The 26,960-nt window shown below is 65.6% G+C and carries 26 protein-coding genes; 21 read left to right on the forward strand and 5 right to left on the reverse strand.

What is annotated here, in order from left to right; translation table 11 throughout:
- The first annotated feature begins 27 nt into the window (after window positions 1-27).
- Window positions 28-1,569 carry an SH3 domain-containing protein gene (locus ACO1XS_RS09615; protein ID WP_486390538.1) on the forward strand — a complete coding sequence of 514 codons (1,542 nt, stop codon included), beginning with the start codon at window positions 28-30 and terminating at the stop codon, window positions 1,567-1,569.
- A 17-nt stretch (window positions 1,570-1,586) separates the two neighbouring features.
- On the opposite strand, the gene ACO1XS_RS09620 is transcribed toward ACO1XS_RS09615, so the two are convergent.
- Window positions 1,587-2,885, reverse strand: coding sequence for an MFS transporter (locus ACO1XS_RS09620; RefSeq protein ID WP_331566266.1), 1,299 nt, complete (start codon window positions 2,883-2,885; stop codon window positions 1,587-1,589).
- A gap of 115 nt (window positions 2,886-3,000) precedes the next feature.
- Here ACO1XS_RS09620 and ACO1XS_RS09625 point away from each other — a divergent pair, with 115 nt between their 5' ends.
- The 9 genes from ACO1XS_RS09625 (at window position 3,001) to ACO1XS_RS09665 (ending at window position 11,837) form a co-directional block, all read left to right on the forward strand.
- Window positions 3,001-3,798, forward strand: coding sequence for a GntR family transcriptional regulator (locus ACO1XS_RS09625; protein ID WP_486390572.1), 798 nt, complete (start codon window positions 3,001-3,003; stop codon window positions 3,796-3,798).
- Between the two features lie 58 nt (window positions 3,799-3,856).
- Window positions 3,857-5,539, forward strand: a complete 1,683-nt coding sequence (gene mdcA / locus ACO1XS_RS09630; protein ID WP_331566268.1) for a malonate decarboxylase subunit alpha — start codon at window positions 3,857-3,859, stop codon at window positions 5,537-5,539.
- Between the two features lie 18 nt (window positions 5,540-5,557).
- Window positions 5,558-6,469 carry a triphosphoribosyl-dephospho-CoA synthase gene (locus ACO1XS_RS09635; RefSeq protein ID WP_486390573.1) on the forward strand — a complete coding sequence of 304 codons (912 nt, stop codon included), beginning with the start codon at window positions 5,558-5,560 and terminating at the stop codon, window positions 6,467-6,469.
- Complete coding sequence (locus tag ACO1XS_RS09640) at window positions 6,457-6,792, forward strand: malonate decarboxylase subunit delta (RefSeq protein ID WP_486390539.1); 336 nt, start codon at window positions 6,457-6,459, stop codon at window positions 6,790-6,792. The genes ACO1XS_RS09635 and ACO1XS_RS09640 overlap by 13 nt, the downstream gene beginning before the upstream one ends.
- The gene (locus ACO1XS_RS09645; protein ID WP_486390540.1) at window positions 6,789-7,718 is read left to right on the forward strand and encodes a biotin-independent malonate decarboxylase subunit beta; all 930 of its coding nucleotides are present in this window, start codon (window positions 6,789-6,791) and stop codon (window positions 7,716-7,718) included. Before ACO1XS_RS09640 ends, ACO1XS_RS09645 begins: the two co-directional genes overlap by 4 nt.
- The gene (mdcE, locus tag ACO1XS_RS09650; protein ID WP_486390541.1) at window positions 7,715-8,530 is read left to right on the forward strand and encodes a biotin-independent malonate decarboxylase subunit gamma; all 816 of its coding nucleotides are present in this window, start codon (window positions 7,715-7,717) and stop codon (window positions 8,528-8,530) included. Before ACO1XS_RS09645 ends, mdcE begins: the two co-directional genes overlap by 4 nt.
- A gap of 20 nt (window positions 8,531-8,550) precedes the next feature.
- Window positions 8,551-9,198, forward strand: coding sequence for a malonate decarboxylase holo-ACP synthase (locus ACO1XS_RS09655; protein WP_486390542.1), 648 nt, complete (start codon window positions 8,551-8,553; stop codon window positions 9,196-9,198).
- Entirely contained in the window at window positions 9,198-10,136 is a 939-nt protein-coding gene (gene mdcH, locus ACO1XS_RS09660; RefSeq protein ID WP_486390574.1) for a malonate decarboxylase subunit epsilon, read from the forward strand. Before ACO1XS_RS09655 ends, mdcH begins: the two co-directional genes overlap by 1 nt.
- Before the next feature lie 174 nt (window positions 10,137-10,310).
- Complete coding sequence (locus tag ACO1XS_RS09665) at window positions 10,311-11,837, forward strand: sensor domain-containing diguanylate cyclase (protein WP_486390575.1); 1,527 nt, start codon at window positions 10,311-10,313, stop codon at window positions 11,835-11,837.
- Window positions 11,838-11,912: 75 nt separating this feature from the next.
- On the opposite strand, the gene ACO1XS_RS09670 is transcribed toward ACO1XS_RS09665, so the two are convergent.
- The 3 genes from ACO1XS_RS09670 to ACO1XS_RS09680 all read right to left on the reverse strand — a co-directional run bounded on the left by ACO1XS_RS09670 (window position 11,913) and on the right by ACO1XS_RS09680 (window position 14,595).
- Window positions 11,913-12,665, reverse strand: coding sequence for a 2-keto-4-pentenoate hydratase (locus ACO1XS_RS09670; protein ID WP_331566280.1), 753 nt, complete (start codon window positions 12,663-12,665; stop codon window positions 11,913-11,915).
- A 104-nt stretch (window positions 12,666-12,769) separates the two neighbouring features.
- Window positions 12,770-13,948, reverse strand: a complete 1,179-nt coding sequence (locus ACO1XS_RS09675) for a porin (protein WP_331566282.1) — start codon at window positions 13,946-13,948, stop codon at window positions 12,770-12,772.
- A 212-nt stretch (window positions 13,949-14,160) separates the two neighbouring features.
- Window positions 14,161-14,595, reverse strand: coding sequence for a hypothetical protein (locus tag ACO1XS_RS09680; protein WP_331566284.1), 435 nt, complete (start codon window positions 14,593-14,595; stop codon window positions 14,161-14,163).
- Window positions 14,596-14,831: 236 nt separating this feature from the next.
- On the opposite strand from ACO1XS_RS09680, the gene ACO1XS_RS09685 reads away from it, so the two are divergent.
- The 11 genes from ACO1XS_RS09685 to ACO1XS_RS09735 all read left to right on the forward strand — a co-directional run bounded on the left by ACO1XS_RS09685 (window position 14,832) and on the right by ACO1XS_RS09735 (window position 25,608).
- Entirely contained in the window at window positions 14,832-15,521 is a 690-nt protein-coding gene (locus ACO1XS_RS09685; RefSeq protein WP_486390543.1) for a CDP-alcohol phosphatidyltransferase family protein, read from the forward strand.
- On the forward strand, window positions 15,518-16,354 hold the full coding sequence (locus ACO1XS_RS09690; RefSeq protein WP_331566287.1) for a HalD/BesD family halogenase: 837 nt from the start codon (window positions 15,518-15,520) through the stop codon (window positions 16,352-16,354). Before ACO1XS_RS09685 ends, ACO1XS_RS09690 begins: the two co-directional genes overlap by 4 nt.
- Window positions 16,351-17,388: a lysylphosphatidylglycerol synthase domain-containing protein gene (locus ACO1XS_RS09695; RefSeq protein WP_481578874.1), complete on the forward strand. Its 1,038-nt coding sequence runs from the start codon at window positions 16,351-16,353 to the stop codon at window positions 17,386-17,388. The genes ACO1XS_RS09690 and ACO1XS_RS09695 overlap by 4 nt, the downstream gene beginning before the upstream one ends.
- 55 nt (window positions 17,389-17,443) lie before the next feature.
- A complete protein-coding gene (locus tag ACO1XS_RS09700; RefSeq protein ID WP_486390544.1) occupies window positions 17,444-18,208 on the forward strand; it encodes a phosphocholine cytidylyltransferase family protein in 765 nt (254 codons plus the stop codon).
- Window positions 18,205-19,908: a phosphoenolpyruvate mutase gene (gene aepX, locus ACO1XS_RS09705; protein ID WP_486390545.1), complete on the forward strand. Its 1,704-nt coding sequence runs from the start codon at window positions 18,205-18,207 to the stop codon at window positions 19,906-19,908. Before ACO1XS_RS09700 ends, aepX begins: the two co-directional genes overlap by 4 nt.
- Window positions 19,905-21,083, forward strand: coding sequence for a phosphonopyruvate decarboxylase (aepY, locus tag ACO1XS_RS09710; RefSeq protein ID WP_331566295.1), 1,179 nt, complete (start codon window positions 19,905-19,907; stop codon window positions 21,081-21,083). The genes aepX and aepY overlap by 4 nt, the downstream gene beginning before the upstream one ends.
- A 3-nt stretch (window positions 21,084-21,086) precedes the next feature.
- Window positions 21,087-22,154, forward strand: a complete 1,068-nt coding sequence (locus tag ACO1XS_RS09715; RefSeq protein WP_486390546.1) for a 2-aminoethylphosphonate aminotransferase — start codon at window positions 21,087-21,089, stop codon at window positions 22,152-22,154.
- Window positions 22,155-22,179: 25 nt separating this feature from the next.
- Window positions 22,180-23,214 (forward strand): low-specificity L-threonine aldolase, encoded by a 1,035-nt coding sequence (ltaE, locus tag ACO1XS_RS09720; RefSeq protein ID WP_486390547.1) that lies wholly within the window; start codon window positions 22,180-22,182, stop codon window positions 23,212-23,214.
- An 18-nt stretch (window positions 23,215-23,232) separates the two neighbouring features.
- Entirely contained in the window at window positions 23,233-24,003 is a 771-nt protein-coding gene (locus ACO1XS_RS09725) for an arylamine N-acetyltransferase family protein (protein WP_486390548.1), read from the forward strand.
- 135 nt (window positions 24,004-24,138) lie between these two features.
- Window positions 24,139-25,026: an RNA polymerase sigma-70 factor gene (locus ACO1XS_RS09730; protein WP_486390549.1), complete on the forward strand. Its 888-nt coding sequence runs from the start codon at window positions 24,139-24,141 to the stop codon at window positions 25,024-25,026.
- Window positions 25,027-25,155: 129 nt separating this feature from the next.
- Complete coding sequence (locus ACO1XS_RS09735) at window positions 25,156-25,608, forward strand: carboxymuconolactone decarboxylase family protein (protein WP_331566305.1); 453 nt, start codon at window positions 25,156-25,158, stop codon at window positions 25,606-25,608.
- A gap of 147 nt (window positions 25,609-25,755) precedes the next feature.
- Here the strand turns inward: ACO1XS_RS09735 and ACO1XS_RS09740 are convergent, their stop codons facing one another.
- Window positions 25,756-26,826 (reverse strand): AI-2E family transporter, encoded by a 1,071-nt coding sequence (locus tag ACO1XS_RS09740; RefSeq protein ID WP_440559682.1) that lies wholly within the window; start codon window positions 26,824-26,826, stop codon window positions 25,756-25,758.
- Between the last annotated feature and the right edge of the window lie 134 nt (window positions 26,827-26,960).

Genomic DNA, 26,960 nt, shown 5'->3' on the forward strand with positions numbered 1-26,960 from the left:
CGCGTCGATTCCCCGGACTGCTCGACGATGTCGAAAACCTCTTTTTTCCGCGGCGCGGCTCGCATGGCGATCGCGTCGCTGTGCTGCATCGCGCTCGCGGCATGTGCGTCCCTATCGCCGAGCTCGCGCGAGGCGCTCCATCGCGATCCCATTGCGCTGTTCCCGCTCGCGGCTTACGACCAGAATGTCGACCGCTGGATCGACCCGTCGAGCCCCAACTACGATCAGCCGTTTCTGAGCCCGCGCGAGCAGCGTGCCCACCTCGACGCGTTCTACGCGCGCTACTTCGGCACGCAGGCGAACGATCCTTCGCCCTGGAACGGCGCGTTCATCGCGGCGCGGCTCTACGGTCAGGGGGGAACGGATATCGCCGATCTCCAGCGCAGACACATCGCTCTTTACGACAACACGGGCAAGAGCGAACGGCGCATCGGCTATGGACAGAACTATCGGCCGCATACCGACGCGTGGATCGATTCCATCGAAACGAACATGGATATCGCACAGTTCACACGAACCCCTCGCTATAAGGAAGCGGCGCGCGCGATCGCCACCGACAATCTATTCGTGCGCGAACTCCCGACGACCGACCCGTCGTACTACTCGCACCAACTCGCCGGCGAGGGCTATCCGTTCGATAACCTGCAGGTGACGGCCGTCAGGCCCGGCACGCCGCTCTATGTGATCGGCCGCAGCGCGGATCGCGCCTGGGCTTACGTGCAGACACCCGATGTGCAGGGATGGGTGCAGGCGCCGGGTGTCGCGAGCGTCGACGAAGCCTTCGTCTCGCGATGGCGTGCGACCGCGCGCGCGGCATGGGGTGCGGTCATCGCCGCGTCGGTCCCGGTCAGCGACGACACCGGCGCGTTCCGCTTTTACGCCCCCGCCGGCACCGTGCTGCCCTTGGCGACGCCGAGCTTACCGGGTGCCGACGCGCCCCGAACCGGCGCTTATCCGGTATGGGTCCCCGTGCGCGACATCGACGGCCATGCCGTCATCCATCGCGCCACGCTGCGCGCTTCCGAGATCGCGCCGATGCCGTTCGCCGCGACGCCGAGACATTTGGCGCTGCTGATGAAAGCGCTGATCGGGCGCCCGTACGGTTGGGGCAACTTGGGGCTTTATAACGATTGTTCGTCCGAACTGCAGAGCATCTTTGCTGCGTTCGGCGTATGGTTGCCGCGTCACTCATCGACCCAGATGGGCGCGGGCCGCATGACCGATCTATCCGGCGCCACGCCCGCCGAGCGCATCGCATACCTCGTCGAGCATGGCGCGCCGATGCGCACACTCGTCTATATCGGCGGCCACGTCATGCTCTACCTGGGCAATACGGTTCGGGACGGCCAGACCGTCCCGCTCGTCTATCAGGACATCTGGGGCCTGCGGCCGGCCGATAACAGCCGGCGCGCCGTGATCGGCGGCTCGGTGATTTTTCCGCTTTTATTGAGCATTCCGGAAGACCCCCTTTTGCAATCGCTTGCCGCCACCCCGGTGTTCCAAATCAGCATCCTCGGCGAGCCGAAAGGCGCGACACCCGCCCCGGACGAGGACAACGCGGCGGGCTGACGGGCCCGCCCCCGCCCCTATTGGGGCAACGTCTCGCCGCGCGTCTCCGGTGCGAAGGGAATGATGAAAAGGCCGACGACGAACGCAATCGCCGTCAACGCGACGGGCACGCCCAGCGTATGTGTCTGCACGACGGCGGCGCCGAGCAGAAAATTGACCCCGGCGCCGACGAAACGGCCGAACGAAGTACAAAAGGCGAACGCCGTTGCCCGGACGCGCGTTTCGAACTGCTCGGGCAACCACAGGCTGAACAGCGCGAAATTTCCGCCAAAAAAGCCCAGCGCGAAAAGCCATGCAATGAACGGCGCAAGGCCGTTCGGCAAGTAGAAGGCCCAGCCGAAGCTTCCGACGATCGAAACCGCCATGCCGGCAAAGTAGAAGGCGAGCGTCTTTTTGCGGCCGATGCGCTCGGCGAGCGGCGGCAACGCGAGGCAGCCGAGAATCGTGCCGATCGACAGCAGACCCGTTGCGAGCGATGCCGTCTTCATCGCATCGGCCTTGCCCATCCCGGCCTTCACGGCGAGCTGGATGACGGCCGACGGCTCATAAACGGCGCCGGCCCAGAGCCCGACGATGGCAATGGTCAGCAATGCGCACGCTACCCAGGTTCGGCGCCGATAGCCGGCGCCCAGAATCTCACGCAGCGGGTGCGAATGCACGACGCGCGCTTCGACCTTCTGCCACTTCTCCGGCTCTTTCACGCGCAGCAGAATGAGGATGGCGACGACGACGGGGACGGCGCCCGTCAAAAACATCGCGCGCCAGCCGAAATGCACGCCAATGGTGTAGTTGAGTGCGGCCGCGAGGAAAAAGCCCGCGTAGTATCCGGTCTGCAGGTAGCCCGCGCCCATCTTGCGGCGGTCCTCCGGCCATGCTTCGGCGACGTACGTGCCCGCTAGCGCCCATTCGCCGCCGATCCCGACCCCCGCCAGGAATCGAAAGAAGCCCAGTTGCCAGACATCGTGGGCGGTGGCGGAAAGACCCGTGAAAATTGCGAACGTGAAGATCGTCCCGGCCAGCACCTTGGTACGCCCGAAGCGGTCGGCGAGCGGCCCCCAGATGAAGGACAACCCCCAGCCCACGAGGAACAGAGCAAAAAGAATCGAGCCCGCGAGCCCGATGTTGGCCGGCGTTGCCGCGTAGCCGGAACGCGGCAGCAATTCCGTCAGCGCGGGCGTCAGCACCAACGCATAGATGAACGAATCCATCCCGTCCAACGTCCATCCGGCCCACGCGCCCCAGAAGCCCGCAATCTGCGAACGATTGAGCGGCGTGCGACGTCGCGCGGCGCGCGCGCTATCGGTTATCGAATTCATCAGACTCCTCCTAAGGTACCGTTCGACGGTTCAGCCCCGCGGAACTCCCCCGTGCATGCCGCCCAGGGTTTGTCCCATTTCTATATCGAATATTTTGTATATAATATCGACCATGATGAACGAAGCAACGGATCGTTTACCCTTGGGCACCGGCGACGCGCTGCCGCGGGGCACCCTGTCTATCGCGCCACGCACGAGTGCGGCGAAAATGGTGGCCGACGCGTTGCGCGCGGCCATCGTCGACGGCACGCTCGCACCCGGTGCGCCGCTCCGGCAAGACGCGCTCGCGCGTCATTTCTCCGTCAGCGCGATTCCGGTTCGCGAGGCGCTGCGCCAGCTCGAAACCGAGGGCTGGGCAAAAGTCGAAATGAACAAGGGCGCGACGGTGGCTCCGTTGAGCGCGGACGAAGCACGCGAGATCTACGAGATCCGGGCCTCGCTGGAAAGCCTCGCCATCGCGTGCGCGATTCCGGCGCACACCGACGCGACACTGCACGACGCTCAAGCGCTGTGCGAGGCGGCACGCCTGGAGCCCGATCCCGCGCTTTACGTCGCGCGCAACGAAGCGTTTCATATGAGCCTCTATGCGCCGTCACGGCGCCCGCAGCTCATCGAACTGATCACCACGCTGCATCGCCGCGGCGAGCGCTACCTGCGCGTGAAGTTCGGCCTGCCCGACCACAAAGGCGTGTCCGATCGCGAGCATGAGGCGTTGATGCGGGCGATTCGCAAGCGCGACATCCCCACGGCGCAGAAACTGCTGAGCGCGCATTTGCTTGGTACCGGAGAATTGCTCTACAGCCTGCTGAGCGAAAGCGGGAACGAGAACATGAACGCATCCGGCGTCGCGGCAACGAATGCCGACGCGGCACGTAAGCGCCGCGCGGCAGCGCCAAAATTACTGAAAGACTGATCGCCGTGCGCTCCCTCACCGAGCCACCCATTTCGAGCCAACCCGAGCCGACTTGCCGATGAATTCCGTTGCCGACACGACCGCCAAACGCTCATGGACCACCTTGCGGGACGAAAAAGCGCGGCGCATGGCCGTCGTCTCGCCGTGGCTCGCCGATGGGGTGCTACCTCGCGAGCGCATCGTCGATGCACTCGAAGCGCTGATTCGCCCCGGCGACCGCGTGGCCCTCGAAGGGGACAACCAGAAGCAGGCGGACTTTCTCTCGCGCTCGTTCGCGCAAGTGGATCCGGCGACGGTCAGCGGGGTGCACCTGCTCATTTCGAGCATCAGCCGCCCCGAGCATCTGACGCTGTTCGAGCGCGGCATCGCGCACAAGGTCGACTTCTCGTTCGCAGGGCCGCAGAGCCTGCGCGTCGCGCAACTGCTCGAAGACGGTCAGCTCGAAATCGGCGCCATCAATACTTATGTCGAGCTCTACGCGCGCATGTTCGTCGATTTGACGCCGCATGTAGCGCTGCTGTGCGCCGAAAAGGCCGACCGTCACGGCAACCTCTATACGGGACCGAACACCGAGGACACGCCGACGATTGCCGAAGCGGCCGCATTCCGGCACGGCATCGTGATCGTTCAGGTCAACGAAATAGTCGACGTCTTGCCGCGCGTCGACATTCCCGGATCGTGGGTCGATGTCGTAGTCGTCGCGGACCGGCCGTTTGCCGTCGAACCGCTTTTCACGCGCGATCCGCGTCATATCGGCGATCTGCAGGTGCTCACCGCGATGATGACGATACGCGGCATCTACGAAGCCTACGGCGTCACGTCGTTGAATCATGGCATCGGGTTCGACACGGCCGCGATCGAATTGATCTTGCCGACCTATGGCGCCGAGCTGGGCCTGAAGGGCAAGATCTGCCGCAACTGGACGCTGAACCCCCATCCCACGTTGATACCGGCGATCGAATCGGGCTGGGTCGAGAGCATTCATTGCTTCGGCAGCGAAGTCGGCATGGAAGCCTATATCGCCGCGCGGCCCGACGTATTCTTCACCGGCAGCGACGGCAGCTTGCGCTCGAACCGCGTGCTGTGCCAACTGGCGGGGCAATACGGCGTCGATCTTTTCATCGGCTCGACGCTGCAGATCGACGCCGATGCCAATTCGTCGACGGTCACGCGCGGGCGGCTGGCGGGGTTCGGCGGCGCGCCGAACATGGGCCACGATCCGCGCGGGCGCCGTCATGCGACGGAGCCGTGGCTCAAGCTCCTGACGGCGCAGGCGCCAGCGGCGGGCGCCGAACGTGCGGAGATCGCGCGTGGCCACAAGCTCGTCGTCCAGCTGGCCGAGACGTACAAAAAAGGCGGGGAGCCGACTTTCGTCGACGAACTCGACGCGGTGGCCGTGGGGGCCAAGAGCGGCATGGCGATCGCGCCCGTCATGATTTACGGTGACGACGTCAGCCACGTGGTCACGGAGGAAGGCATCGCCTATCTGCACAAGGCCCAAGGTATCGAGGAGCGGCGCGCCGCGCTCGCGGCCGTAGCCGGCGTGACGCCGATCGGCCTGCGCGCGAAGCCCGAGCGCACGGCCGAGTTGCGGCGGCGCGGTATCGTCGCCTATCCGGAAGACCTCGGCATCCGTCGCGCGCAAGCGAAACGCTCGCTGCTCGCGGCACGCAGCATCGACGATCTCGTGGCATGGTCGGGCGGTCTGTATGCGCCCCCTGCCCGTTTCAGGAGCTGGTAACCCGTGTCCCCCGCCCCGATGCGCGTCCCGGCGCACACCGCCCGCGAGCTTCGCGACAGCGCGTCCGATCCGGCGTCGCTGCTCGCCGCGTTGGCGGTGCAGGCGCTGATCGAGGAAGCGCAGTTGACGCCGAAACCCGCGCTCGTCGACCGGCGCGGCAGCGGCGCTCATCGCGATCTCGATCTCGCGCGCATGTTGCGCTCGGCGCACGCGCTCGAACCCACGTTCGCCGCACTGGCGCGCGCGGCCCGAGGGCAGCGGCCGTCCGCCGCGCTGCGCAGCGAGCTCGCCGCACTCGGCCGCGCGGGCGAAATAGCGATGATGGCGGCCACCAACGGCAGCAATGCACATCGCGGTGCAATCTGGATCATCGGGCTGCTCGTTGCTGGCGCAACGATCGCGCACGACACCGAACGCGCCTGGCAGCCTCGCAGCATCTGCGCCTACGGTGCGCGAATCGCCTGCTTCCCCGATTACGCGGCGCCGCTGCTGCCGGCCGACAGCAACGGTGCACGCGTTCGCCAACGGTATGGCGTGGGCGGCGCGCGCCGCGAGGCACAAGACGGCTTTCCGCACGTCATCGAGCATGGACTGCCCGCGCTCGAGGCGGCGCGGCGACGCGGTCACGGCGAAAACGCCGCGCGCATCGACACCCTGCTCGCCATCATGGTCTCGCTCGACGACACCTGTCTGCTGCATCGCGCAGGCCCGCCGGCACTCGAGGCCGCTCAACGCGGCGCACGCGAAGTGCTCGCCTGCGGCGGCAGCGCGAGCCTGGCGGGCCGGGCGGCGCTTTACCGGCTGGACCGCCGCCTCGTCGCGATGAACGCATCGCCGGGCGGTGCGGCCGATCTTCTCGCAGCCACCCTCTTCATCGACAAGCTGGTGCGGTACGGCACCGGCAGGAGCCCAGACGAATGGAGCATTTAACGTTCGAGTATCCCGCGCAACAGGTCGTGACATCGCGCGCGCATGTTGGCGTGGTCGGTTCGGGCGATCTCGAAGTGCTGTTGTGGCCGAACGACGCAATGCGCACGCAGGTCGCCGTTCAAACGAGCGTCGACGGTTACGGCCATATCTGGAAGAGCGTGCTCGATCGCTTCTTCTCGCGCTTCGACGGCGCCGTGCGCGTCGAAATCAACGATTTCGGCGCGACGCCGGGTGTCGTTTCGCTGCGCCTGGCCGAAGCGGTAGAGGCCGTGCAAGCGGCGCGGGACGCTGGCGGCGCGGCTGCCCCGGGAGCCCCGCGATGACCGATCAGGCAATCACGGCCGCGCCCTTCATCGCGCGCGAGAGTTTCATCGAACTGAGTGCGCGCGAACGCGCCCGCGCCCTGCTCGATCCGGGCACATTCCGCGAACTCCTGGGACCGTTCGATCGGCTCACTTCCCCCTGGCTGCCGTTGCAAGGCATCGTCTGCCAGGCCGATGACGGCGTCGTCATCGCGCGCGGCACCATCGACGGCGCACCGGCCGTCGTGGCGGCGATCGAATCGGCGTTTCAGGGCGGCAGCATCGGGGAGGTGGCGGGCAGCAAGATCGCCGGGGCCCTCGAGCTGGCGCTGCGCGATTGCGAAAACGGGCGGCCCGTGCGCCCCGTCATCGTCTTCGAAACAGGCGGCGTGCGTCTGCAGGAAGCCAACCTCGGCTTGGCCGTCATCGCGGAGATCCAGTCGGCCATCGTCTCGTTGCGCCGCCACGTCCCCGTCGTCGGCGTGATCGCCGGCATGGTGGGGTGCTTCGGCGGCATGTCGCTCGCCGCCGCGCTCTGCACGCGGCTCGTCATGACGCGGCAGGGGCGCCTCGGCATGAATGGCCCGGAGGTCATCGAACAGGAAGCGGGCATCGACGAACTCGACGCCACCGATCGTCTGCGCATTTGGCAATTGATCGGCGGTGCCCAACGGGTCGCTTCGGGTTTTGCGGACATGCTCGTCGAGGACGACGCCAGCGCGATCGCAACGGCGGTGCACGTCGCCTTTTCGCAAGGCGTGGCCGGCCCGCATCGCAGCGAGGCGGTCCAGCGCTATCTGAACAGCCTCGCGCGCATCGATCCGGCAACGGTCGCACCCGAGGCGATGCGCGCCGTGTTCCGCCCCTGCGGCCAGCAAGACGCATGCGATGAGCCGGCTTGCGAGCAGCACGCCGCGCCGCAAGCGAATCGTGAGGAGTCCCAATGAACGAAGCCCCCCTGACCCGCGGCGAGCGCTGGATGCGGGCACTCGCGGGCGAGCCGGCGACACCGGCCCCCGTCTGGTGTGCCGATGCACCGCTTGGCGGCACGCGCACGCGCTTCATCGCCGTCGTGCCTGACGAACGGAACCGCTTCGTGCGCGCGCGCGAGAACGTGGTCGGACTGGAGCAGGGATGGCTGCTCGCACGCGCAGTGCGGCAGGCCATCGACGAAGATGCCGCGAGCGCACGGCCGCGTCCGATCGTCGCGATCGTCGACGTCAAGAGCCAAGCCTACGGCTATCGCGAGGAAATGCTCGGCATTCATCTCGCCTGCGCAGCAGCCGTGGATGCCTATGCCAGCGCGCGGCTCGCAGGGCATCGTGTCGTCGCGCTGATCGTGGGCCCGGCGATGTCGGGCGCGTTCCTCGCGCACGGGTATCAAGCGAACCGGATTCTCGCGCTCGACGCGCCCGGCACGATGGTCCACGCGATGGGCAAGGATGCGGCGGCGCGCGTCACGCGCCGCTCGGTCGAAGCGCTCGACGCGCTCGGCGAGACCGTCACGCCGATGTCGTACGCGTTATCGGCCTTCGCCAAACTCGGCCTGCTCGATCGTCTCGTCACGGATGTCGATGCGGATGCGCCCACCGCCGCACAGATCGAACGCGTGCGCGACGCGCTCGTGGAAGCCATCGCCGGCATAGACGGCAGCGAGCGCGACCTGTCCCGCCGGCTCGACAACGAAGCGGCCCGATCGACGCGCGCGGCTTCCATCGAGGTACGACGACGGCTCGCAGCGCAATGGGACGCGGCCTGAGCGCGGGAGCGGCATTCACGATGGCACGCCCTCACGACCTGCTGAAACTGAATCGCTCACCGCTGGCGAGCGACGCGCCCGCTTGGGCGCACGCGGCGCTGAGCCGCATACCTTTTGCCGTGGTGCGCCGGGCGGTCTACGCCAACGCCGCGATTCCCATCGGCATCCGCGGCGACGTGCGCACGCAACGCTATGCGGCTTACGCGAGGCGTGAGGACATCGAAGCAATCGTCGGCCCGGAGCAGTTGTTGGCCGCCGCCCCGTCCGCCGACCGCCGCGGCCTCGGCGCGTTCGTCGCACTCGCCGGGCTGCGCGCTGTGCGCCGCCTCGCGCGCTATCAGTGGGGGCCGACGGGCAGCGCGGGTTTCGAGCTCGCCACGCGCCTACCGACCGTCAGCGCATCGAGCGACCTCGATTTACTCGTGCGCGCACCGGACGAAGTGGCGCCGGGCGAGGCGGCCGCCCTCCTCGCGGACATCCAGGCGGCAGGGGCCATGGCCGGCGCACGGATCGACGTTCAACTCGAAACGCCGGCGGGCGCCATCGCGCTTTCGGAGTGGGCCGCGGCCAAGCCGCGCACGATGCTCAGGACTCCGAACGGCCCGTGCCTGGTCGACAATCCCTGGTCGGCACAGCCGGTCGACCCATCGCCCGTGCAAGGCGCATGATGCTCGCCTGTCTTTTTCCGGGCCAGGGCGCGCAAAGCCCCGGCTTCCTCCACCGGCTGCCCGAACATCGGGTCATCCGGGAGACCGTCGATCAGGCATCGGCGGCGCTTTCGATCGATGTCCTCTCGCTCGATACGTCAGATGCGCTGCGCTCGAGCGTGGCGGTGCAGATCGGCCTCGTCGTGGCCGGTGTGGCATCGGCGCGCCGTCTCGCCGATGAGGGGTTCGACATCGCAATGTGCGCCGGCTTGTCCGTCGGCGCCTACGCGGCGGCGGTGACCTGCGGCGCGCTCGGGTTCGAAGACGCGCTCGCGCTCGTGAAGCGGCGCGCCGAACTGATGGAAGCCGCCTACCCGGGCGGCTACGGCCTTGCCGCCATCGATGGGCTGACCGAGCACGAAGTCGAGGCACTGGCCGATCAGGTGGCACGGGAACATGCAGTGCGCGTCTACGTCGGCAACGTCAACGCTCCCCGGCAGATCGTCGTCGCGGGCTCCGATGAAGCACTCGAAGCGTTCAATGCGCGTGCGCTCGAAGCGGGTGCGCATCGTGCCAAGCGACTCGCGGTCAGCGTCCCGTCGCATTGCGAGCTGCTTGCGGCTCAATCGGACGAATTGTCGTCGTATGCGGCCCAGATTCCGTTTCATGCGCCTCGCGCGCTCTACATCGGCAATCGTCGGGCGCGGCCGCTGCGCGCCCCGGACGCGATCCGCGAAGATCTGGCTACCAATATGCGCTATACCGTGCGCTGGTTCGACGCCCTGACATCGATCGTCGAACTGGGGGCATCGGTGCTCGTCGAAGCGCCCCCGGGCCAGGTGTTGACATCCATCGCACAGATCGCCTTTCCGGAGGTCCCCGCGCTTTCGGCGTGCGCGATGCCCGACGAGCGGCTCATTCCGGTGTTGCGCAAACGCATCACTCAAGAAACCAGATAGACGCATCGGCGATGCGCATTCTCGAGTGTGCGAAAATGCGCGGCCCTACGCGTTTGGATCGAACGGACCGCTTGACGCAATAGCGCATATATCCATATCGTAGGGTCAATCCGATCGAATCTCAGCGAAGTCCGAGAATGCACCCGAATGGTGGAGACACATGGCGGTAAAACGATGCGCGCGCGAATCAGACGAATAAGAAGCGTCTTTTCGCGCTGGGGCGGGCCGAGCGGGGTTGTACTCGGCGCAATCGTCATCGCCGCGATCATGGTTGCACTGTCCGTGGTCTCGCTCTATCAGGGGCGGCTCAGCGCATTCGAGCGCGCCGAAGATATTTCTAAAAGCCTCGCGCTGATTGCCGAGCGAGACATTACGCGCAATTTCGAGATTTACGCGCTCTCGCTGCAAGCCGTCGTCGACGGTGTAAGCAGTCCGGTGACGATGGCATTGCCGCCGCAGGTGCGCCAGGACGTGCTTTTCGATCGCGCGACGACGGCCCAATACCTCGGGTCGGTGCTGGTGCTCGACGAGAAAGGTAATATCGTCCTCGATGCGGTCGGTCCCGTGCCCCGGCATGGCAATTTTTACCACCGTGAGTATTTTCAGGTCCACCGGGATCGCCCGGATGCCGGTCTTTACATCAGCGACCCGTTCCAGTCCCAGTTGCGAGCCGGCTCGCCGAGCATTGCGTTGAGCCGCAGGATTTCGCGCCCCGATGGCTCGTTCGCCGGCATCGCGCTCATGGCGATCAATCTCGAGTACTTTCACGACCTGTTCGCCGGGCTGGCTCTCGGGCCGCACGGCTCGATGTCGCTGATCGGCGAAGACGGCGTCATGGTGATGCGCCAACCGTTCGATCCGAAGATCATCGGTCGCAATATCCGGTCTGCCAGCACGTTTCGCCGCTTCATGTCGGCGCCCGAGGGCACCTTTACGGACACCGCTTCGATCGACGGCGTGCGCCGGCTCTACTACTTCAAGCACCTGAAAGGGTTGCCGCTCATCATCATGACGGCCCAGGGTGAGGACGATATCTATGCGAGCTGGCAGCATCGGGCGCTGCCGGTCCTCGGACTGATGGTGGTGCTCGCGCTCGCGTTCGTCGCACTCGCCATCATGCTGAGCGTCCAACTGCGGCGGCGCCTGCTCGCCGAATCCGAATTGCAGCTGCTCGCCCGCGTGGACGGCCTGACCGGGTTGAACAACCGCCTCATGCTCGGTGAAATCCTCGAGCAAGAATGGCGTGAGACGCGCCGCGCACGGCGCGCCCTTTCGCTGCTCTTCGTCGATATCGATCACTTCAAAGCCTACAACGATACCTACGGGCATCAGGCCGGCGACAATGCGCTGCTCGAGGTCGCGCGCTGCATCAGCGCGAACATCCGTTTGCCGAACGACAGTGCAGCACGCTACGGCGGCGAGGAGTTCCTGATCGTGCTGCCCGACACGCCGGCAAACGAGGCGGCTCAAATCGCCGAGCGGATTCGCAACGCAATTGCGAACCTCGACATCGTCCATGCGAGTAGCGAGTTCGGCCGCGTGACGGCGAGCATCGGTTTTGCGACCTGGGACCCGGAACGGGATGCCGACGAGCAAACCGATGCGGCCAAAGTGATCAAGGCCGCCGACGAGGCGCTCTATCACGCGAAGGCCGCAGGCCGCAACAAGGTGCTGCCGGGCGAGGCCGCCACGGCGAACTGAGAGGCGCGCAGCCGCAGCGTTTTTGATTTCGGGAAGCGGCCAGCGCGGCTTCCCGAACCGCTGCACGCTGGCGTGCTATGCGATCTCGAACTCGATTTTCCCGAACCCTTCGATCGTGCCGTGCACGCGAGCGGGCTCTTTCGCCATATAAAGCGGCGTGTACGAGCCCGTTGTCAGCACGGTACGCGCGGGAATCGAATGACCGTTTCGCAGCGTCTGCGCGACGAGCCATGCGACGAGGCGGCGCGGATCGCCCGCGGGATGCTTCGCGCGGCCGCTGAAAATCTCGTGCTCCCCGCAGCGAAACGAGACCTGCGGCGAAGCGAAATCGAAATTCTTGTCGTAGGGCCGCGAATCCCCGATCACGAGCGCACCGTTGTTCTGCAAATCCGCCAATTGCAGCAGCGGATCGATCTTGGGCCACCCCTCATAGCGGCTATCGACCACCTCGACGACCACCGACATCGTATCGATCGCGTCCAGCGTGTCTTCGGCCCGCTCGGCGAACGTCCGGTCGATATCCTCGGCAAAGCTGAACGCGATCTCGAGTTCGAGCCCGAGCCGCGTGTAGTCGGCCAGGCGCACGCCCTTCGCCGCGCCGAAAACGCGGCGCGCCGGCAATGGCGCATAGGACGGCTCGGCGGTGGGCGAGGCCGCTCCGATCTTGTAACCGGCGCATCCGCCCAACTCGGCGAGCACCGATTGCTGGACGACGTAGGCTTCCTCGGCATCCGCGGGCGTCAACGCAGCGATCGATCCCGCATCGATCAACCGATGCGTGCGGTGCGCCTCGATCAGTTGAGCGGCAAGCGTTTGTGTCGGGGTCATGATTCGCGTCTCCTCAATTCGAATGGCCTGCGATGGCATCGGACCAGCGTCTCGTCAGCGCGCTCGCAAACAACGGGCCACCCGCCCCGAACTGCGTCGGAGGATCAGAACTTATGGCGAAGGCCGACACGGCCGACCACCTGCCGGGAACTGCCCGACAAGTCGGCCGCACCCGGCACGTAGGCATTATCGAGGCTCGAGCCGGTCGCGTCGCCCCCGACTTTTTGGAACGCGCCCTGGATGTAGACATCGGTCCGGCTGGAAAGGTTGTAATCGGCCATCAAACCGAACGAATGAATCTTCGGCCTTGCGCTGCCGAGCGCCGTGTTGTACGTCTCCAGCGTGTAAACATATTGCGCGCCGACATAGAGCGTCGGCGTGAGCTGATACTTGCCGTTGATCTCGAAGTTCTGGAACCGGATCGAGGTCACGGCCGCACCGGCCAGCGGCCCGGTGACCGGCGCCAGCGTCTCGCCCGTCGTCATCTGATTGAGATAGCCATTGGCAGTCGGATCGCGCACGTCCGCATTCGTATAGGCGAAGCCCGCGGTCGCCGGGCCAAATGTATAGTTGACGCCCGCGCCGAAAATACGCAGCCGGCTTGCTACGAAATTGGTATCGCCGCCATTGCCGATCGCGCCCGTTGCATTGGCGGACGGATTGTTCGCCTGCAAGTAAGCCGCGGCAAAGAGCAATCCGGCATTCGCGTATTGCCCGCCAATGCTGTATTGGCGATTATTGGCGAAGTTCGTACTATTGCTGAAGCTATAAGTACCGCCGAATTGCGCGCCCGCGAAATCAGGGCTCAAATACTTGACGGTATTGTTGACGCGGAAGGTGTTGTCGGTGTTGTCGTTATCGAAAGGATGCGAGAACAGCAGACCGCCCCAACTGCCGTTGGCCGTCGTCGGCGCGAGGAAGTCCACCACCGAGTCGTATTGGCGGCCTACCGTCAGCGTGCCGTATGAATCGCTGGCCAGCCCCACATAAGCCTGCCGGCCGAACATCAGGCCGCCCTGGCCCAGACGTCCATTGCTCAGATTGAAACCGTTTTCGAGCTGAAACACCGCTTTGAGACCGTTACCCAGCGACTCGGTGCCCTTGAGCCCCCATCGGCTGCCCTGCACAAACCCGCTTTGCAACTCGTAGTCGTGATGACCGAGCACGTTGTTCGTGAAGTCGAAGCCTTCGTCGATCAGACCGTAAAGCGTCACGCTGTTCTGCGCGACCGCAGGCCCGGCGAATGCCGTCAGCACCGCCAGCGCCACGATATGCTTTTTCATGAAGCCTCCCAACCGTCCGCTTGGGTCATTTTTGTTGCGCTTTTGTTGTTTGGCCGGCCTGACGCCGTCAGTCATTCATGGAGCGATGGTGGCATGACTGATCCGTTGCGTCTATCGGGAGACGAGCCCCGCGCACGGAGTCGTTGCCCAATCGCCACTCGCCCATCAAACGACCGTTTGACACGACGCTGGGCCCGCGGTAAACGCGGGCCTCAATCCCGATCGCAAAAAATGGCGGTGATGAACGGCGCGACGTGGTGCACGATCGCATTGCTGTGCGCCGCGTCGACCGAGGCCTTGACCTTGGGCGTCGAGCCCCATACCACGGCGCCGTACGCGGAACGCGAAAGACGCGTGCCGCTGCCCTTGCGAAAAATCGGATCGCCCTCCTCGTAGCCGACTATCGCGAACACCGGGTAGCCGAACGCGCGCAAGTCCACCCCTTTGACGAGGTTGAAAGCGTTGATGGAATTCGATTCCACGCGCGTCGGCTCGCCGTCGATCTGTCCGGCGTCGATCAGGCTGTGGATAAACGTATGGGCGGACACATTGCAATGGAGCGCGTCGTCGAGCGGCGCGCATGCGCCCGCCTGGGGCAGCGCAGCGGCAATAGCGACGGCGGTGGCAGTGACGAGGTACTTGTTCATGCAAGTGGATGGAGTCGATCGAACCGTCCGGCGAAACGCGCGACGAGGCGGATTGCGCAGATGGACAACGAGCGATCCGCCGTTCCCGGCAACGCGACGAAGCCGACATTGACGCACTCGAAGGCGCCTGAAGGCACGCACTTTACCGTTTTTATCGATCTCTCGCTGCAACAGTCCGTAATCGCGCGATGCAAGGATGAACGCACTAAAAGTGAAAACCGTATATATTTGCACGGATGGATAATTGCGCCGATACGAACGCTCAAGCCGCCCCGCAAGTCCCGCCGCCGCGTACCTGGGACGCTCGACTCGCACGCTGGCTCGTCACGCCGCTCAAGGACACGCGCATCGTGCCCAATCACCTCACGACGCTGCGGCTCCTCACGGGCCTGGCCGGGGCGGCCGGTCTCGCCATGGGCGATTTTGCGTGGACCAACGCGGGCGCGTTGCTGATCGTGCTGTCCAATTTCATCGATCACACCGACGGCGAGCTCGCGCGCATCAGCGGCAAGTCGAGCCGGTTCGGGCATCTCTACGATCTCGCGAGCGATGCGCTCGTCACCGTCGCGCTGTTCGTGTCGATGGGCGTCGGGATCGCGAAACCGGGCGAATCGGCATTCGCGTTGCCCATTGCGCTGGGGGCGATCGCGGGCGTTGCCGTCGCGCTGATTTTCTATCTGCGCATGCGCATCGAATCGATCGCCGGCAAGGCGGGGACGCGCCAGGCATTCGCCGTCGGCTTCGAGACCGAAGACGTGCTGTACCTGCTGCCGCTCGTCACGCTCGCGCATGGGATCGAACCGTTCATCGATGCGGCCGCGATCGGCGCGCCGCTCTTCGCCGTCTGGGTCACGTTCGATTATTGGCGAGTCGTGCGGCGGGGGCGCCCTGCGCGGCAAGCGGCCGAGCTGCGGATGTCGCGATGAGCGGGCCCGCCTCCGAAGATAACGCGCTGGCCACGCGCGAAGCGCCCGCGATGCCGCAAAATCACGCCGATGCCGGCTCGCTCGATCGGCAGTTGGCCGCGCGACTCGATCGGCTTGCTCCCGCTGGATTGCAGCGCGAGTTCGCGCGACAGGGCGCATTCCTCTATCTCGAGGATTTCTTGCCGGCCGAGGTGACCGCAAGACTGGCCGCTCTCGCACACGCGCTGTTGCCGGCCGTCAATCGCAACTATCTGCCCGGACACAAGCAAGGCGGCAGCGTCAGCCGTCATACGATCGACCGGCTCGCGCCGTTCATCGCCGAGCTCTACCGCTCGCGCGAACTGATGGCATGGCTCGAATCGATCACCGGCGCCCGCCTGCTGCCATCGCCCGGGGACGACCCCCACGCTTACGCCCTCTATTACTACACGCGCGCCGGCGATCACATCGGTTGGCACTACGACACCTCCTACTACGAAGGCACGCGCTATACGGTGTTGCTCGGCGTCGTCGACGATTCGTCGTGCCGGCTCGACTACGAGCTGCATACTCGCACGCCGAACGTCTCACCCGTCGCCGGCTCGATTCAATATCCCCCAGGAGCGCTCGTCCTGTTCGACGGCGACAAGCTGCGACACCGGATCACGCCCGCGGGTGCCAACGAGATGCGTGTTTCGCTCACGTTCGAATACGTCACCGATGCGCGCATGCGCCCCTGGCGGCGCTTCATTTCGAACATGAAAGACGCCGTTGCCTACTTCGGCTTTCGGCAGGTGTTCAGCAAGCCATCGCTGCGCGCGAGCGCGGGCGGCGGACCGGGGGACTCCGCATGACCCGGGCGGCCTTGGCGTTGCTCTCGCTGGGCACCGCTGTCTTCGTTGCGCTCATTGCATGGCAGGGATTCGGCGCGGTGGCCGGTACGCTCGCCGCGGCCGGATGGGGGCTCGCGCTCGTCGCGCTCTTTCATTTGCTGCCGCTCGTCATCGATGCGGGTGCGATTCGCGTGCTCGCGACGCGGCATACGACATTGACCGATACGGTTTTCGCGCGCTGGGCCGGCGAATCGGTCAACAGCTTGTTGCCGGCCGGCCAGCTGGGCGGCCCGGTGCTGATGGCCCGTCATCTGGCGCAACGCGGCATGCCGATGCCGAGCGCCGCCGCGGCCGTCACGGTCAGCACCACGATGCAGGCCGTCGCGCAAATCGTCTTCGCCTGCCTCGGACTCGCCGCGTTCGCGGCCGTCGCGGCGGTTCCGGCCCGCTTGGCCACACCGGGCGTGCGCATGGCGATGCTGATCGCGGGCGTTGCGCTCGGCGTCTGCGTCGCGGCATTTTTCATCGCCCAGCAGCGCGGCGTATTCGGCCGCCTCGTGCGTGCGGCGTCGAAGGTGTTCGGCAAGCGCGATGGCGGCGCGCTCGCCGCGCGGGCCGATACCATCGACGAACACGTACGCGCGCTCTACCTTCGCCGGGGCCGCGTGGCGGCCACGTTTGCCTTCAGCCTGGCCGGCTGGGTCGTCGGCACGGGCGAAGTCTGGCTTGCGCTGCGCTTTCTCGGTCATCCGGTCGGCTGGCTCGATGCGTTGCTGCTCGAAAGCGTGGGGCAGGCCATCCGAGGCGCCGCATTTGCTATTCCGGGTTCGCTCGGCGCACAGGAAGGCGGCTACCTGCTGCTCGCACCGCTCGTGGGGCTGCCGCCCGAAACCGCGCTGGCGCTCTCGCTGGCCAAACGGGCGCGCGAGCTCGCGCTGGGCTTGCCCGGCCTCGTTTATCTGCATTGGAGCGAACGCAGATGGCGGCAACGCCGCGCAGCCGCAACGGGGCCGGTCGATGACGACGGGCCGCGGCCCCGGGCATCGATTTTATAGCTTCGACTTCACGAGCCGGTCACTTCAGCCGGCCCCTTGCAAGGAGACAATCGCTATGCGAGCGATCATTCTCGCCGCCGGGCTCGGCCTGCGTCTGCAGATGCCGGCCGGCGAGCAGCATCCGAAATGCCTGCTGCGCTTTCAGGGCATCACGTTGCTCGAGCGCCACCTGCGTGCACTGCGCGGCGCGGGCGTCACCGAAGTGGTCCTTGCGCTCGGTTTCGAGCCGCAACAGGTGCGCGCCGAACTGGCGCGCATCGAGTGGCAGCCGGCGCCCGAAATCGTGCTCAACCCGCGCTACGAGCTCGGCAGCGTCCTGACCGTTCACACCGTTGCGAATGCGCTCACGCGCGGCGGCGACGTCTTGCTGATGGATGCCGATGTCCTCTACGACGAAGCGATCCTGCGGGCCCTGACGGCCGGTGCCAGCGCGAACCGCTTGCTGCTCGACCGCGACTTCGAGGCGGGAGACGAGCCGGTCAAACTCTGTCTCAAGAACGGCGTGCCCATCGAGCTTCGCAAGCAGCTCGCGGTAGGGCTCGACTACGACACGATCGGCGAATCGGTAGGCTTTTTTCGCTTTCGCGAAGACACGGCGCGGCGACTCGCGCAGATCGTCGCGCAATACGTCGACGACGGCCGAAGCAACATGCCGCACGAGGAAGCCGTACGCGATCTGCTGCTCGAAAGCGGCAACCGTTTCGAGGTGGCCGATGTCACCGGCATGCCTTGGGTCGAAATCGACTTTCCCAACGATGTGAAGCGGGCCGAGCAGGAAGTGCTGCCGCGCCTCGCACCGATTGCAGGAGCCATTCAATGAATGCACGCGAACCGATGAACTCCGCCCCGGCACGCTCCCGTTTTGCGCGGCTGCGCGAGATGATCGCGAGCCAGGAGCTCGAATTCATCATGGAGGCACATAACGGCTTGTCCGCGCGCATCGTGCGCGAGGCTGGCTTCAAAGGCATCTGGGCCTCGGGCCTCGCCATTTCCGCGCAGTTCGGCGTGCGCGACAACAACGAAGCCAGTTGGACGCAGGTGGTCGACACACTCGAGTTCATGGCCGATGCGAGCGATCTGCCGATCCTGCTCGACGGCGATACCGGCTATGGCAACTTCAACAACGTGCGCCGGCTGGTGCGCAAGCTCGAGCAGCGCGGCATTGCGGGCGTGTGCATCGAAGACAAGCAGTTTCCGAAGACGAACAGCTTCATCGGCGGCGAGCGCCAGCCGCTGGCCGATATCGACGAATTCTGCGGCAAGATCAAGGCCGGCAAGGATTCGCAGTGCGAAGCGGATTTCTCGATCGTCGCGCGCGTCGAAGCGCTCATCGCCGGGTGGGGCATGGACGAGGCGCTCAAGCGTGCCGAAGCTTATCGCGCCGCCGGTGCCGATGCGATCCTCATCCACAGCAAACTGTCGCGTCCCGACGAAATCCTGACCTTCGCGCGCGAATGGGCGGGCCGTGCGCCGCTCGTCATCGTGCCGACCAAGTACTACAGCACGCCTACCGAGGTGTTCCGCAAGGCCGGCATCAGCCTCGTCATCTGGGCCAATCATTTGATCCGTGCCGCCGCGTCGTCGATGCAGGCGGTAGCAAGAGAGATTCGCGACAGCGAAACGCTCGTGAACGTGGAAGAACGCATCGCGACCGTCGACGAGATCTTCCGCCTGCAAGACGCCGACGAATACTCGAGCGCCGAGCGCCTTTATCTGTCCAGCACACGGCGCGCCGGCGGCGCCGTGGTGCTGGCCGCCAGCCGCGGCCGCGGGCTGGAAGCCGTCACGGAAGACCGACCGAAAGTCATGCTTCCCGTCGCAGGCAAACCGCTTTTGCGCTGGCTCGTCGACGCGTTCAAGCAGCAACGGGTCAACGAGATCACCGTGGTCGGAGGCTATCGCGCCGATGCGATCGAGCCGACCGGCATCCGGCTCGTCGTCAACGAGCAGCACGCTCAAACCGGCGAACTCGCATCGCTCGCCTGCGCACGCGATGCGCTCGCCGGCGACACCGTTATCTCGTACGGCGATCTGCTCTTTCGCCATTACATCCTGCGCGATCTCGTCGAAAGCGATGCGCCGTTCACGGTCGTCGTCGACTCGTCTCAGACGCAACCGTCGAACCGCAGTGTGCGCGATTTCGCGTACTGCTCGGCGGCCGACGACCGCGCACTGTTCGGACAGAAAACCTATCTCGAGCGCATCCGCTCCGGCTCGCATGCGGATGCCGCTGCCCATGGCCGATGGATCGGTCTGCTGGGCGTGCGGGGCGCCGGATGCGCCCGGCTGACGGCCATGCTGGACGAAATGCGGCAGCAGCCCGATTTCGACGCGCTCGATATGCCGGCGCTGATCAATGCGCTGATCGACGCGGGCGAGCGCATCGAAGTGCAGTACGTGCACGGGCATTGGTGCGGCGTCAACGATCTCGAAGATTTCCGCCGCGCCGGCGATTTCGCGCACTCACAAGCGCCGCTGGGCGCCGCGCGCAACGGCGGGGCCAACGGAGGCCCGCGGTGATCGAAGCGCAACAGTTCGTCGAGGCGGCGCGCCGGCATGGGTTCCACTGGTACGGGGGCGTGCCCTGTTCGTTTCTGACACCGTTCATCAACTATGTGCTGCAAGACCCCGGACTGCACTATGTCAGCGCGGCCAACGAAGGGGACGCCGTGGCGTTCGCGGCAGGCATCGCACTCGGCGCCCGCAACGGCGTGCGGGCCGTCACGATGATGCAGAACTCCGGGCTCGGCAATGCGGTGAGTCCGCTGACTTCGCTGACCTGGACGTTCCGGCTGCCGCAACTGCTGATCGTCACCTGGCGCGGAGAGCCCGGCGTGTCGGACGAGCCGCAGCACGCGTTGATGGGTCCGATCACGCCGAAACTGCTCGAGACGATGGAAATACCGTGGGAGCGCTTTCCTTGCGAAGTGCACGAGATCGAGCCCGCGCTCGGGCGCGCCGTCGCCCATATGAACGAGACGGGCCGCCCGTATGCTCTAGTGATGCAAAAAGGCAGCGTCGCGCCGTATCCGCTGAGCGGGCAGCCCGTCGCGCGTGCGACCCATTGCCAACCTCGCGCACAGTGGCGGGGGCTGCCGGTCGATTCGCTGCCTACGCGGCACGAGGCGTTACAGCGCGTCATCGAGCTCACGCCGCCCGATTCGACCGTCGTTCTCGCATCGACAGGTTTCTCGGGACGCGAACTCTACGCGATCGACGACCGCCCGAATCAGCTCTATATGGTAGGTTCGATGGGTTGCGTGACGTTGTTGGCGCTCGGCTTGTCGCTCGCGCGGCCCGATTTGCGCGTCGTCGCGCTCGACGGCGACGGAGCCGCGCTGATGCGCATGAGCGCATTCGCAACGCTCGGCGCTTACGGCCGGGGCAATCTGCTGCATCTGCTCGTCGATAACGGCGTGCACGATTCGACGGGCGGCCAGGCCACGGTCTCGCCGCACGTCTCCTTCGCCGCGATTGCCGCCGCCTGCGGTTACGCGTCGGCCATCGAGGGCGACGATGCGAGCGTGATCGATGCGCTCTTCGACGATGCCGGCCCGAGCTTGCCCGACGCGCCCCGCTTCGCGCGACTGACCGTGCGCCGCGGTACGCCCGAGGGACTACCGCGGCCCACCGTCTCCCCGGTCGACGTCAAGACGCGGCTCATGCGCCATCTCGGCGCCCCTACCGGAGTGTGATCGATGCTGCTGCTCAACCCTGGCCCCGTAACGTTGACGGAGCGCGTCCGCCAAAGCCTGCTCCGAACCGACCTGTGCCATCGCGAAAGCGAGTTCTACGACTTGCAGGACGAAGCGCGCGCGCGTTTGCTCGACGTCTACGGTCTTGACGCCGCGACATGGTCCGCCACCGTGCTGACCGGATCGGGCACGGCCGCCGTCGAAAGCATGGTTGCCTCGCTCGTACCGCGCGAGGGCAAGCTGCTCGTCGTGCAAAACGGCATCTACGGCGAGCGGATCGTCGATATCGCGCGGCAGTACGGCATTGCGCACGACGCACTCGTCCATGAGTGGACGGCCGCGCCCGATCTCGGCCGCATCGCGGCGCAGCTCGAGGCCGATCGCGCGATCACGCACGTTGCCGTGATCCATCACGAGACGACGAGCGGGCGCCTCAATGACATCGACGCAATCGGCCAGCTCTGCAACGAGCGAGGCGTGCGTCTGCTCGTCGACGCGGTGAGCAGCTTCGGCGCCGAGGCAATCGATTTCGCGAGCGGCGCGATTGCGGCGGTTGCGGCCGGCGCCAACAAGTGTCTCCACGGCGTGCCCGGAGCGGCATTCGTCATTGCCCGGCACGATGCGCTCGAACACGCGGTGAGCCGGACCTACTACCTCGATCTGAGCCGCCTGGCGCGCTTGCAAGCCGAGCGCAACACGCCGTTCACGCCGGCCGTGCACGCTTACTATGCGCTCGTCGAAGCGTTGCGCGAATTCCGCGACGAAGGCGGCTGGCAGGCGCGTCATGCGCGTTACGCGGCCCTCGCCGAGCAAGCCCGCGCCGGGCTGGCCGCGCTCGGAATCGAGGCCGTGCTGCCGCCCGAACGTTCGTCCGTCGTGCTGCGCGCCTATCGGCTGCCGCAAGGCGTGCCGTTCGAGCCGTTCCACGACGGGCTCAAGGCGCACGGGTTCGTGATCTATCCAGGTCAGCGTGCGCTGTACGACAGCGTCTTTCGTATTTCGACGATGGGCGCGATCGAGGCCGGCGATATCGACCGGTTCTTGCAGGCGGTCCGGTCGTCTATCAAGTAGTGCGAGCGTATTCGGAGAGCAAACGATGACCGCAGTACCGCAGTACGATTTTCGCAGCGACACCGTGACCCGGCCCGACGCGGGCATGCGCGCCGCGATGGCGGAAGCCCTCGTCGGCGACGACGTATTCGGCGACGACCCCACCGTCAAGCGCCTCGAAGCGGAACTCGCCGGGCGGCTCGGCAAGGAAGCCGCGCTTTTCGTTCCGTCGGGAACGCAATCGAACCTCATCGCGCTGATGGCGCATTGCGAACGCGGCGACGAGTATCTCGTCGGGCAGCAGGCTCACTGCTACCGCTGGGAAGCGGGCGGCGCGGCGGTGCTGGGCAGCATCCAGCCTCAACCGATCGAAAATCAGGCCGACGGCACGCTGCGTCTGGCCGACATCGAAGCCGCGATCAAGCCCGACGATCCGCACTTCGCCCGCTCGCGGCTTCTGGCTCTCGAGAACACCATCGGCGGTAAGGTATTGCCGATCGCCTATATGGAAGAAGCGGCGGCCTTGGCGCGCCGCCACGGGCTCGCCTGCCACCTCGACGGGGCGCGCGTGTTCAATGCGGCCGTCGCGCTCGGCGAACCGGTCGCCAGGCTTGCGCGACCGTTCGATACCGTCTCGGTCTGCCTGTCGAAAGGGCTCGGTGCCCCTGTTGGGTCGGTGCTCGTCGGCTCAGCCGCGCTGATCGCGAAGGCGCGCCGCCTGCGCAAGATGTTGGGCGGCGGCCTAAGACAAGTCGGCATTCTGGCCGCCGCGGGCCTTTACGCGCTCGAGCATAACGTCGACCGGCTGGCCGCCGATCACGCGAACGCGAAAACGCTGGCGCTGGGGCTGGGCAAGCTGCCCGGCGTGACGGTTGCCGAGCCCGATACGAACATCGTATTCGTCGAGATCGCGCCGCGGTACGCAAGCGCATTCGCCGCGTATCTCGCCGATCACGGCATCGGCATCACGTCCGCATATGGCGCGACGCGCCAGCGTTGGGTGACCCATCTCGATGTGGATCGCGAAGCGGTCGAGCATGCGCTCGCCGTCGCGACGGAATTCTTTTCGATGCAGACCTGATTGAGCAGGCAGCGGATCATGGAAGCCACGAATTTTTCCTTGCGCGCGTACTTCGAGCGGATCGGCTACCGGGGTCCGGAAGCGACCGATCGGCAAACACTGACGGCAATCATGCGGCACCAGCTGCGCGCTGTGCCGTTCGAAAACCTCGACGTGCAGGCGGGCAAGGTCGTCTCGCTCGTGCCTGAAGACATCGTCGAGAAGATTCTCGACAACGGGCGAGGCGGCTACTGCTATGAGGTCAACGGGCTGTTCGCCATGGCGGTGCAGGCGCTTGGCGTGCCCTATCGTATGGTGGGCGCTCGTCCGCGCACCTATGCGAGCCGCCGGCCGAAGACGCATATGGCGCTCATTCTCACGTTCGAGGGCGAGCGGTGGCTTTTCGACCTCGGCTTCGGCAGCCATGGTATCCGTGCGCCCCTATCGCTCGATCGCCCCGACACGGACGTCGTCCAGGACTTCGATACCTATCGGCTCGAGAAAATCGGCGACGATCGGTATCTGTTGCGAACCGTCGTGGAAGGGAAATGGGCCGATCAATACGAGTTCGATCTTTCTCCCCAGGAATGGGTCGACTTCGTGCCGGCCAATTTTCTGAATTCGAAGCATCCCGATTCGATCTTCGTCCAGCACCTGGTTGCCGTCCGGCAGACGGACGAAGGGCGCATAATTCTCCTCGACAATACGTTCAAGATCATCGCACGGGGCCAAATGGAGTCACGCAGCGTTGCGCCGCACGAACGCGATGCCGTCTTGCTCAGTGAATTCGGGCTCATCGCGCCACGTTAGCGGCACGGACGACACGGAACGCGCGGATGACGCGGACGGCGGACGGGTGGAGCGGCCCAGCTGTCACAAAACCGGGGCCGCCCTCGTCTTGAGAGTGTCCCCTCGTCGTCACCGGCGGCAACACCGCTCATCAGCATGGATACGCCACATCCCAGTTCAGCCCCCGATCCGTTCGACGCGTTGCGTCCGCGTCTTTTCGCCATTGCCTACCGCATGCTGGGTACACGTGCCGACGCGGACGACGTACTTCAGGACGCCTGGTTGCGCTGGCATCAGACGGATCGCGCCGTAATCCAGTCACCCGAGGCCTGGCTCGTCACGATCGTCACGCGCCTGGCGATCGACCGGCTGCGAGCCGCCAAGGCTGAACGCGATCATTACGTGGGATCCTGGCTACCTGAACCGCTGGTCGAAATCGACGAGCGCACGCCGGAAACGGCTGCGGAGCTCGCAAGCGAGCTTTCTGTCGCCCTGCTCTGGGTGCTCGAGCGACTCGCTCCCGAAGAGCGGGCCGCGTTCTTGTTGCGTCAGGCATTCGATCAGGACTACGAAGAGATCGCCGCGCTGCTCGGCAAGAGCGAAACGGCCTGCCGGCAGATGGTGCATCGTGCGGTGGAACGGGTGCGGCAACAGCGTGTGAGGTTCGATGTCTCCGAAGAAGCGCACCGGCGCGTCGTGGCGAAGTTCAAGAAAGCCGCGGAAACCGGGGATCGCAATGCCATCCAGGCGCTGCTCGCGGACGATGTCGAGCTCATCGGGGATGGCGGCGGCAAGGTGCCGTCGACGCTCAAGATTTTGCGCGGTGCCTATCGTATCGCCAATCTTTATTGGGCGACCTACCGGCGCTACCCGCAAATCGTCTATCGCATGGCACGCATCAACGGCGAGGCAGGCCTTTTACGTTATGTCGACGGCCAGCTCGAATCGGCACAGACGTTCGTCGTCGACGGCGAGCGGATCGTCGCGGCGTATCTCGTGCGCAACCCCGACAAGCTTGCCCACATTCCCCCGCTCCAGCGATGACCGCCCGGAGCGGCTCGTTGGGCGAGCAAGCGGGCGAATCGCACTGTCACAAACGCGCGGGCGCTACCGTCTTGAAGGTATGGAGGCCGCACGGTGCGGCACTCCGCTTTCATCGAAAAGGGTAACGTCATGACCGCTTCACCTCGTATCGACTACCGCAAACTTGCACCGAAGGCATTTCAGACCCTGTATCAGCTCTCGACCGGCTTGCGGCGCGACCTGCTGGGCCAACGGCTCATCGATCTCGTATTCCTGCGGGTCTCGCAGATCAACGGTTGCGCATTTTGCATCGACATGCATTGGCGCGATCTGATCGAGCTCGGCGTCGAGCCGCGTCACCTGAACGCCGTAGCGGGCTGGCGCGAGGCACCGTTCTTCGACGCACGCGAGCGTGCCGCGTTCGAGTGGGCGGAAATCGTCACCACGATCGCGACGAGCGATGCAAGCGACGAAGCCTTCGCGAGGTTGCGCGAGCACTTCAGCGACGAGGAAATCGCGGAGCTCGGATTCGTGATCGCAGCCATCAACGCATGGAATCGCCTCAACGTGAGCTTGCGCGTTCCAGTGCCGCAAACGGTCTGACCGAAGGGCGGACGCTTCGCGTTTTCTGGCGTGCCGCCTGAGCGATCGCGGATCTCTTTTGGGCGGCCGAAAAGAAAATGCGCGCTGGGACAGGCACGGGCGCGCCGGCCGTGCCGGAGCCCGCCGTGTGCGTCGCGACGCCCCGCCCTATTGCGCCGAATCGCGCCACACCACCGCGAGCGCAGTCATCAATGCGGGTCCGATGAAGAGGCCGACGAGCCCGAAAGTCTGCGCGCCGCCGAGAATTCCGAACAGCACGAGTAAAAACGGTAATCGCGCCGTATTGCCGATCATCACCGGGCGCACGAAGTGCTCGGCCACGAATACGACGACGGCGCCCGTCGCCAGCACGGCGAACGCGCCCGTCGCCGAACCATGCGAGAAAAGCCACAGCGCGGCAACGCAAAAGACGATCGGCGCGCAAAACGGCAACATCGCGGCGATGGCCGTCAAAAGGCTCAGCGCAGCGGCGTGCGGCAAACCGGCGAGTACGTAAGCGATGCCGATCAAGGCACCTTCGCCGAAGCCCACGACGACGAGTCCCGTCACCGTACCGCGGACCGCCGCGGCCATCCGCACGGCAAGGCGCGCGCCCGCCATGCCGAAAAGACGCCGCACCGCCCTGACCGACTGATCGGCGAGCTGGGGGCCGGTCCTCAAAAGAACGAACAACACCAGCAGCATGAAGCCCAGGTGCACGATGCCGCGCAGCGCGAGAAAGCCGACGTGCCGGCCGACCGTGACGACCGTCGCCGTGCCGTGCAACTGCTCCATGGCCGGCGAGCCGATCAAGGGGCGAGCGAGATTGGCGCTCCACCAGTCGGCGACCTGGCTACCGAACGGCAGTTTCGGCAGAAAGGCGGGCACGGGAATGCCGTTGGCGATGGCGTCCTTGAACCATGCGGCAAGGTCATGCATCTCGCTCACGGTCTGGGCGAAGACGACAACCACCGGCACGACGACGAACAAGCCGACGGCGATCGTCAGCAGCAGCGCGATCGCGCTGGCCTTGCGCGGCTCGTGCTGCGGGCCGGATATCCGCAACAGCAGCGGCCACAGGGCGATGGTGACGACAGCAGCCCAGACGACAGGCCCGATGAAATCGCGTATCACCCAGAGCGCAAGCCCGATGAGCACTACGTTGAGCACGAGCCATGCGATCCGCTGCGCCTTGCGGGTGTCGCGCATCGGGGAAAGGAGAGGATGATTGGATGACATCGGAAACGCTCGCATCTGGGGGACGATGGGACCACATGTTATAGGATCGATTCCACGATCTATGCTGCATTGACTCCGTCAGCGTTTGCCTACGAGCGCGACGCCCGACGGGACCCACTTTTTGTCGGGAGTCT

Source organism: Trinickia sp. (assembly GCF_057351765.1).

Excerpts from the sequence above, each read along its gene's own strand:
- ACO1XS_RS09615 (WP_486390538.1), top strand. The coding sequence starts at position 28 with ATGTCGAAAACCTCTTTTTTCCGCGGCGCGGCTCGCATGGCGATCGCG.
- ACO1XS_RS09620 (WP_331566266.1), bottom strand. The coding sequence starts at position 2,885 with ATGAATTCGATAACCGATAGCGCGCGCGCCGCGCGACGTCGCACGCCG.
- ACO1XS_RS09625 (WP_486390572.1), top strand. The coding sequence starts at position 3,001 with ATGAACGAAGCAACGGATCGTTTACCCTTGGGCACCGGCGACGCGCTG.
- mdcA (WP_331566268.1), top strand. The coding sequence starts at position 3,857 with ATGAATTCCGTTGCCGACACGACCGCCAAACGCTCATGGACCACCTTG.
- ACO1XS_RS09635 (WP_486390573.1), top strand. The coding sequence starts at position 5,558 with ATGCGCGTCCCGGCGCACACCGCCCGCGAGCTTCGCGACAGCGCGTCC.
- ACO1XS_RS09640 (WP_486390539.1), top strand. The coding sequence starts at position 6,457 with ATGGAGCATTTAACGTTCGAGTATCCCGCGCAACAGGTCGTGACATCG.
- ACO1XS_RS09645 (WP_486390540.1), top strand. The coding sequence starts at position 6,789 with ATGACCGATCAGGCAATCACGGCCGCGCCCTTCATCGCGCGCGAGAGT.
- mdcE (WP_486390541.1), top strand. The coding sequence starts at position 7,715 with ATGAACGAAGCCCCCCTGACCCGCGGCGAGCGCTGGATGCGGGCACTC.
- ACO1XS_RS09655 (WP_486390542.1), top strand. The coding sequence starts at position 8,551 with ATGGCACGCCCTCACGACCTGCTGAAACTGAATCGCTCACCGCTGGCG.
- mdcH (WP_486390574.1), top strand. The coding sequence starts at position 9,198 with ATGCTCGCCTGTCTTTTTCCGGGCCAGGGCGCGCAAAGCCCCGGCTTC.
- ACO1XS_RS09665 (WP_486390575.1), top strand. The coding sequence starts at position 10,311 with ATGCGCGCGCGAATCAGACGAATAAGAAGCGTCTTTTCGCGCTGGGGC.
- ACO1XS_RS09670 (WP_331566280.1), bottom strand. The coding sequence starts at position 12,665 with ATGACCCCGACACAAACGCTTGCCGCTCAACTGATCGAGGCGCACCGC.
- ACO1XS_RS09675 (WP_331566282.1), bottom strand. The coding sequence starts at position 13,948 with ATGAAAAAGCATATCGTGGCGCTGGCGGTGCTGACGGCATTCGCCGGG.
- ACO1XS_RS09680 (WP_331566284.1), bottom strand. The coding sequence starts at position 14,595 with ATGAACAAGTACCTCGTCACTGCCACCGCCGTCGCTATTGCCGCTGCG.
- ACO1XS_RS09685 (WP_486390543.1), top strand. The coding sequence starts at position 14,832 with ATGGATAATTGCGCCGATACGAACGCTCAAGCCGCCCCGCAAGTCCCG.
- ACO1XS_RS09690 (WP_331566287.1), top strand. The coding sequence starts at position 15,518 with ATGAGCGGGCCCGCCTCCGAAGATAACGCGCTGGCCACGCGCGAAGCG.
- ACO1XS_RS09695 (WP_481578874.1), top strand. The coding sequence starts at position 16,351 with ATGACCCGGGCGGCCTTGGCGTTGCTCTCGCTGGGCACCGCTGTCTTC.
- ACO1XS_RS09700 (WP_486390544.1), top strand. The coding sequence starts at position 17,444 with ATGCGAGCGATCATTCTCGCCGCCGGGCTCGGCCTGCGTCTGCAGATG.
- aepX (WP_486390545.1), top strand. The coding sequence starts at position 18,205 with ATGAATGCACGCGAACCGATGAACTCCGCCCCGGCACGCTCCCGTTTT.
- ACO1XS_RS09715 (WP_486390546.1), top strand. The coding sequence starts at position 21,087 with ATGCTGCTGCTCAACCCTGGCCCCGTAACGTTGACGGAGCGCGTCCGC.
- ltaE (WP_486390547.1), top strand. The coding sequence starts at position 22,180 with ATGACCGCAGTACCGCAGTACGATTTTCGCAGCGACACCGTGACCCGG.
- ACO1XS_RS09725 (WP_486390548.1), top strand. The coding sequence starts at position 23,233 with ATGGAAGCCACGAATTTTTCCTTGCGCGCGTACTTCGAGCGGATCGGC.
- ACO1XS_RS09730 (WP_486390549.1), top strand. The coding sequence starts at position 24,139 with ATGGATACGCCACATCCCAGTTCAGCCCCCGATCCGTTCGACGCGTTG.
- ACO1XS_RS09735 (WP_331566305.1), top strand. The coding sequence starts at position 25,156 with ATGACCGCTTCACCTCGTATCGACTACCGCAAACTTGCACCGAAGGCA.
- ACO1XS_RS09740 (WP_440559682.1), bottom strand. The coding sequence starts at position 26,826 with ATGTCATCCAATCATCCTCTCCTTTCCCCGATGCGCGACACCCGCAAG.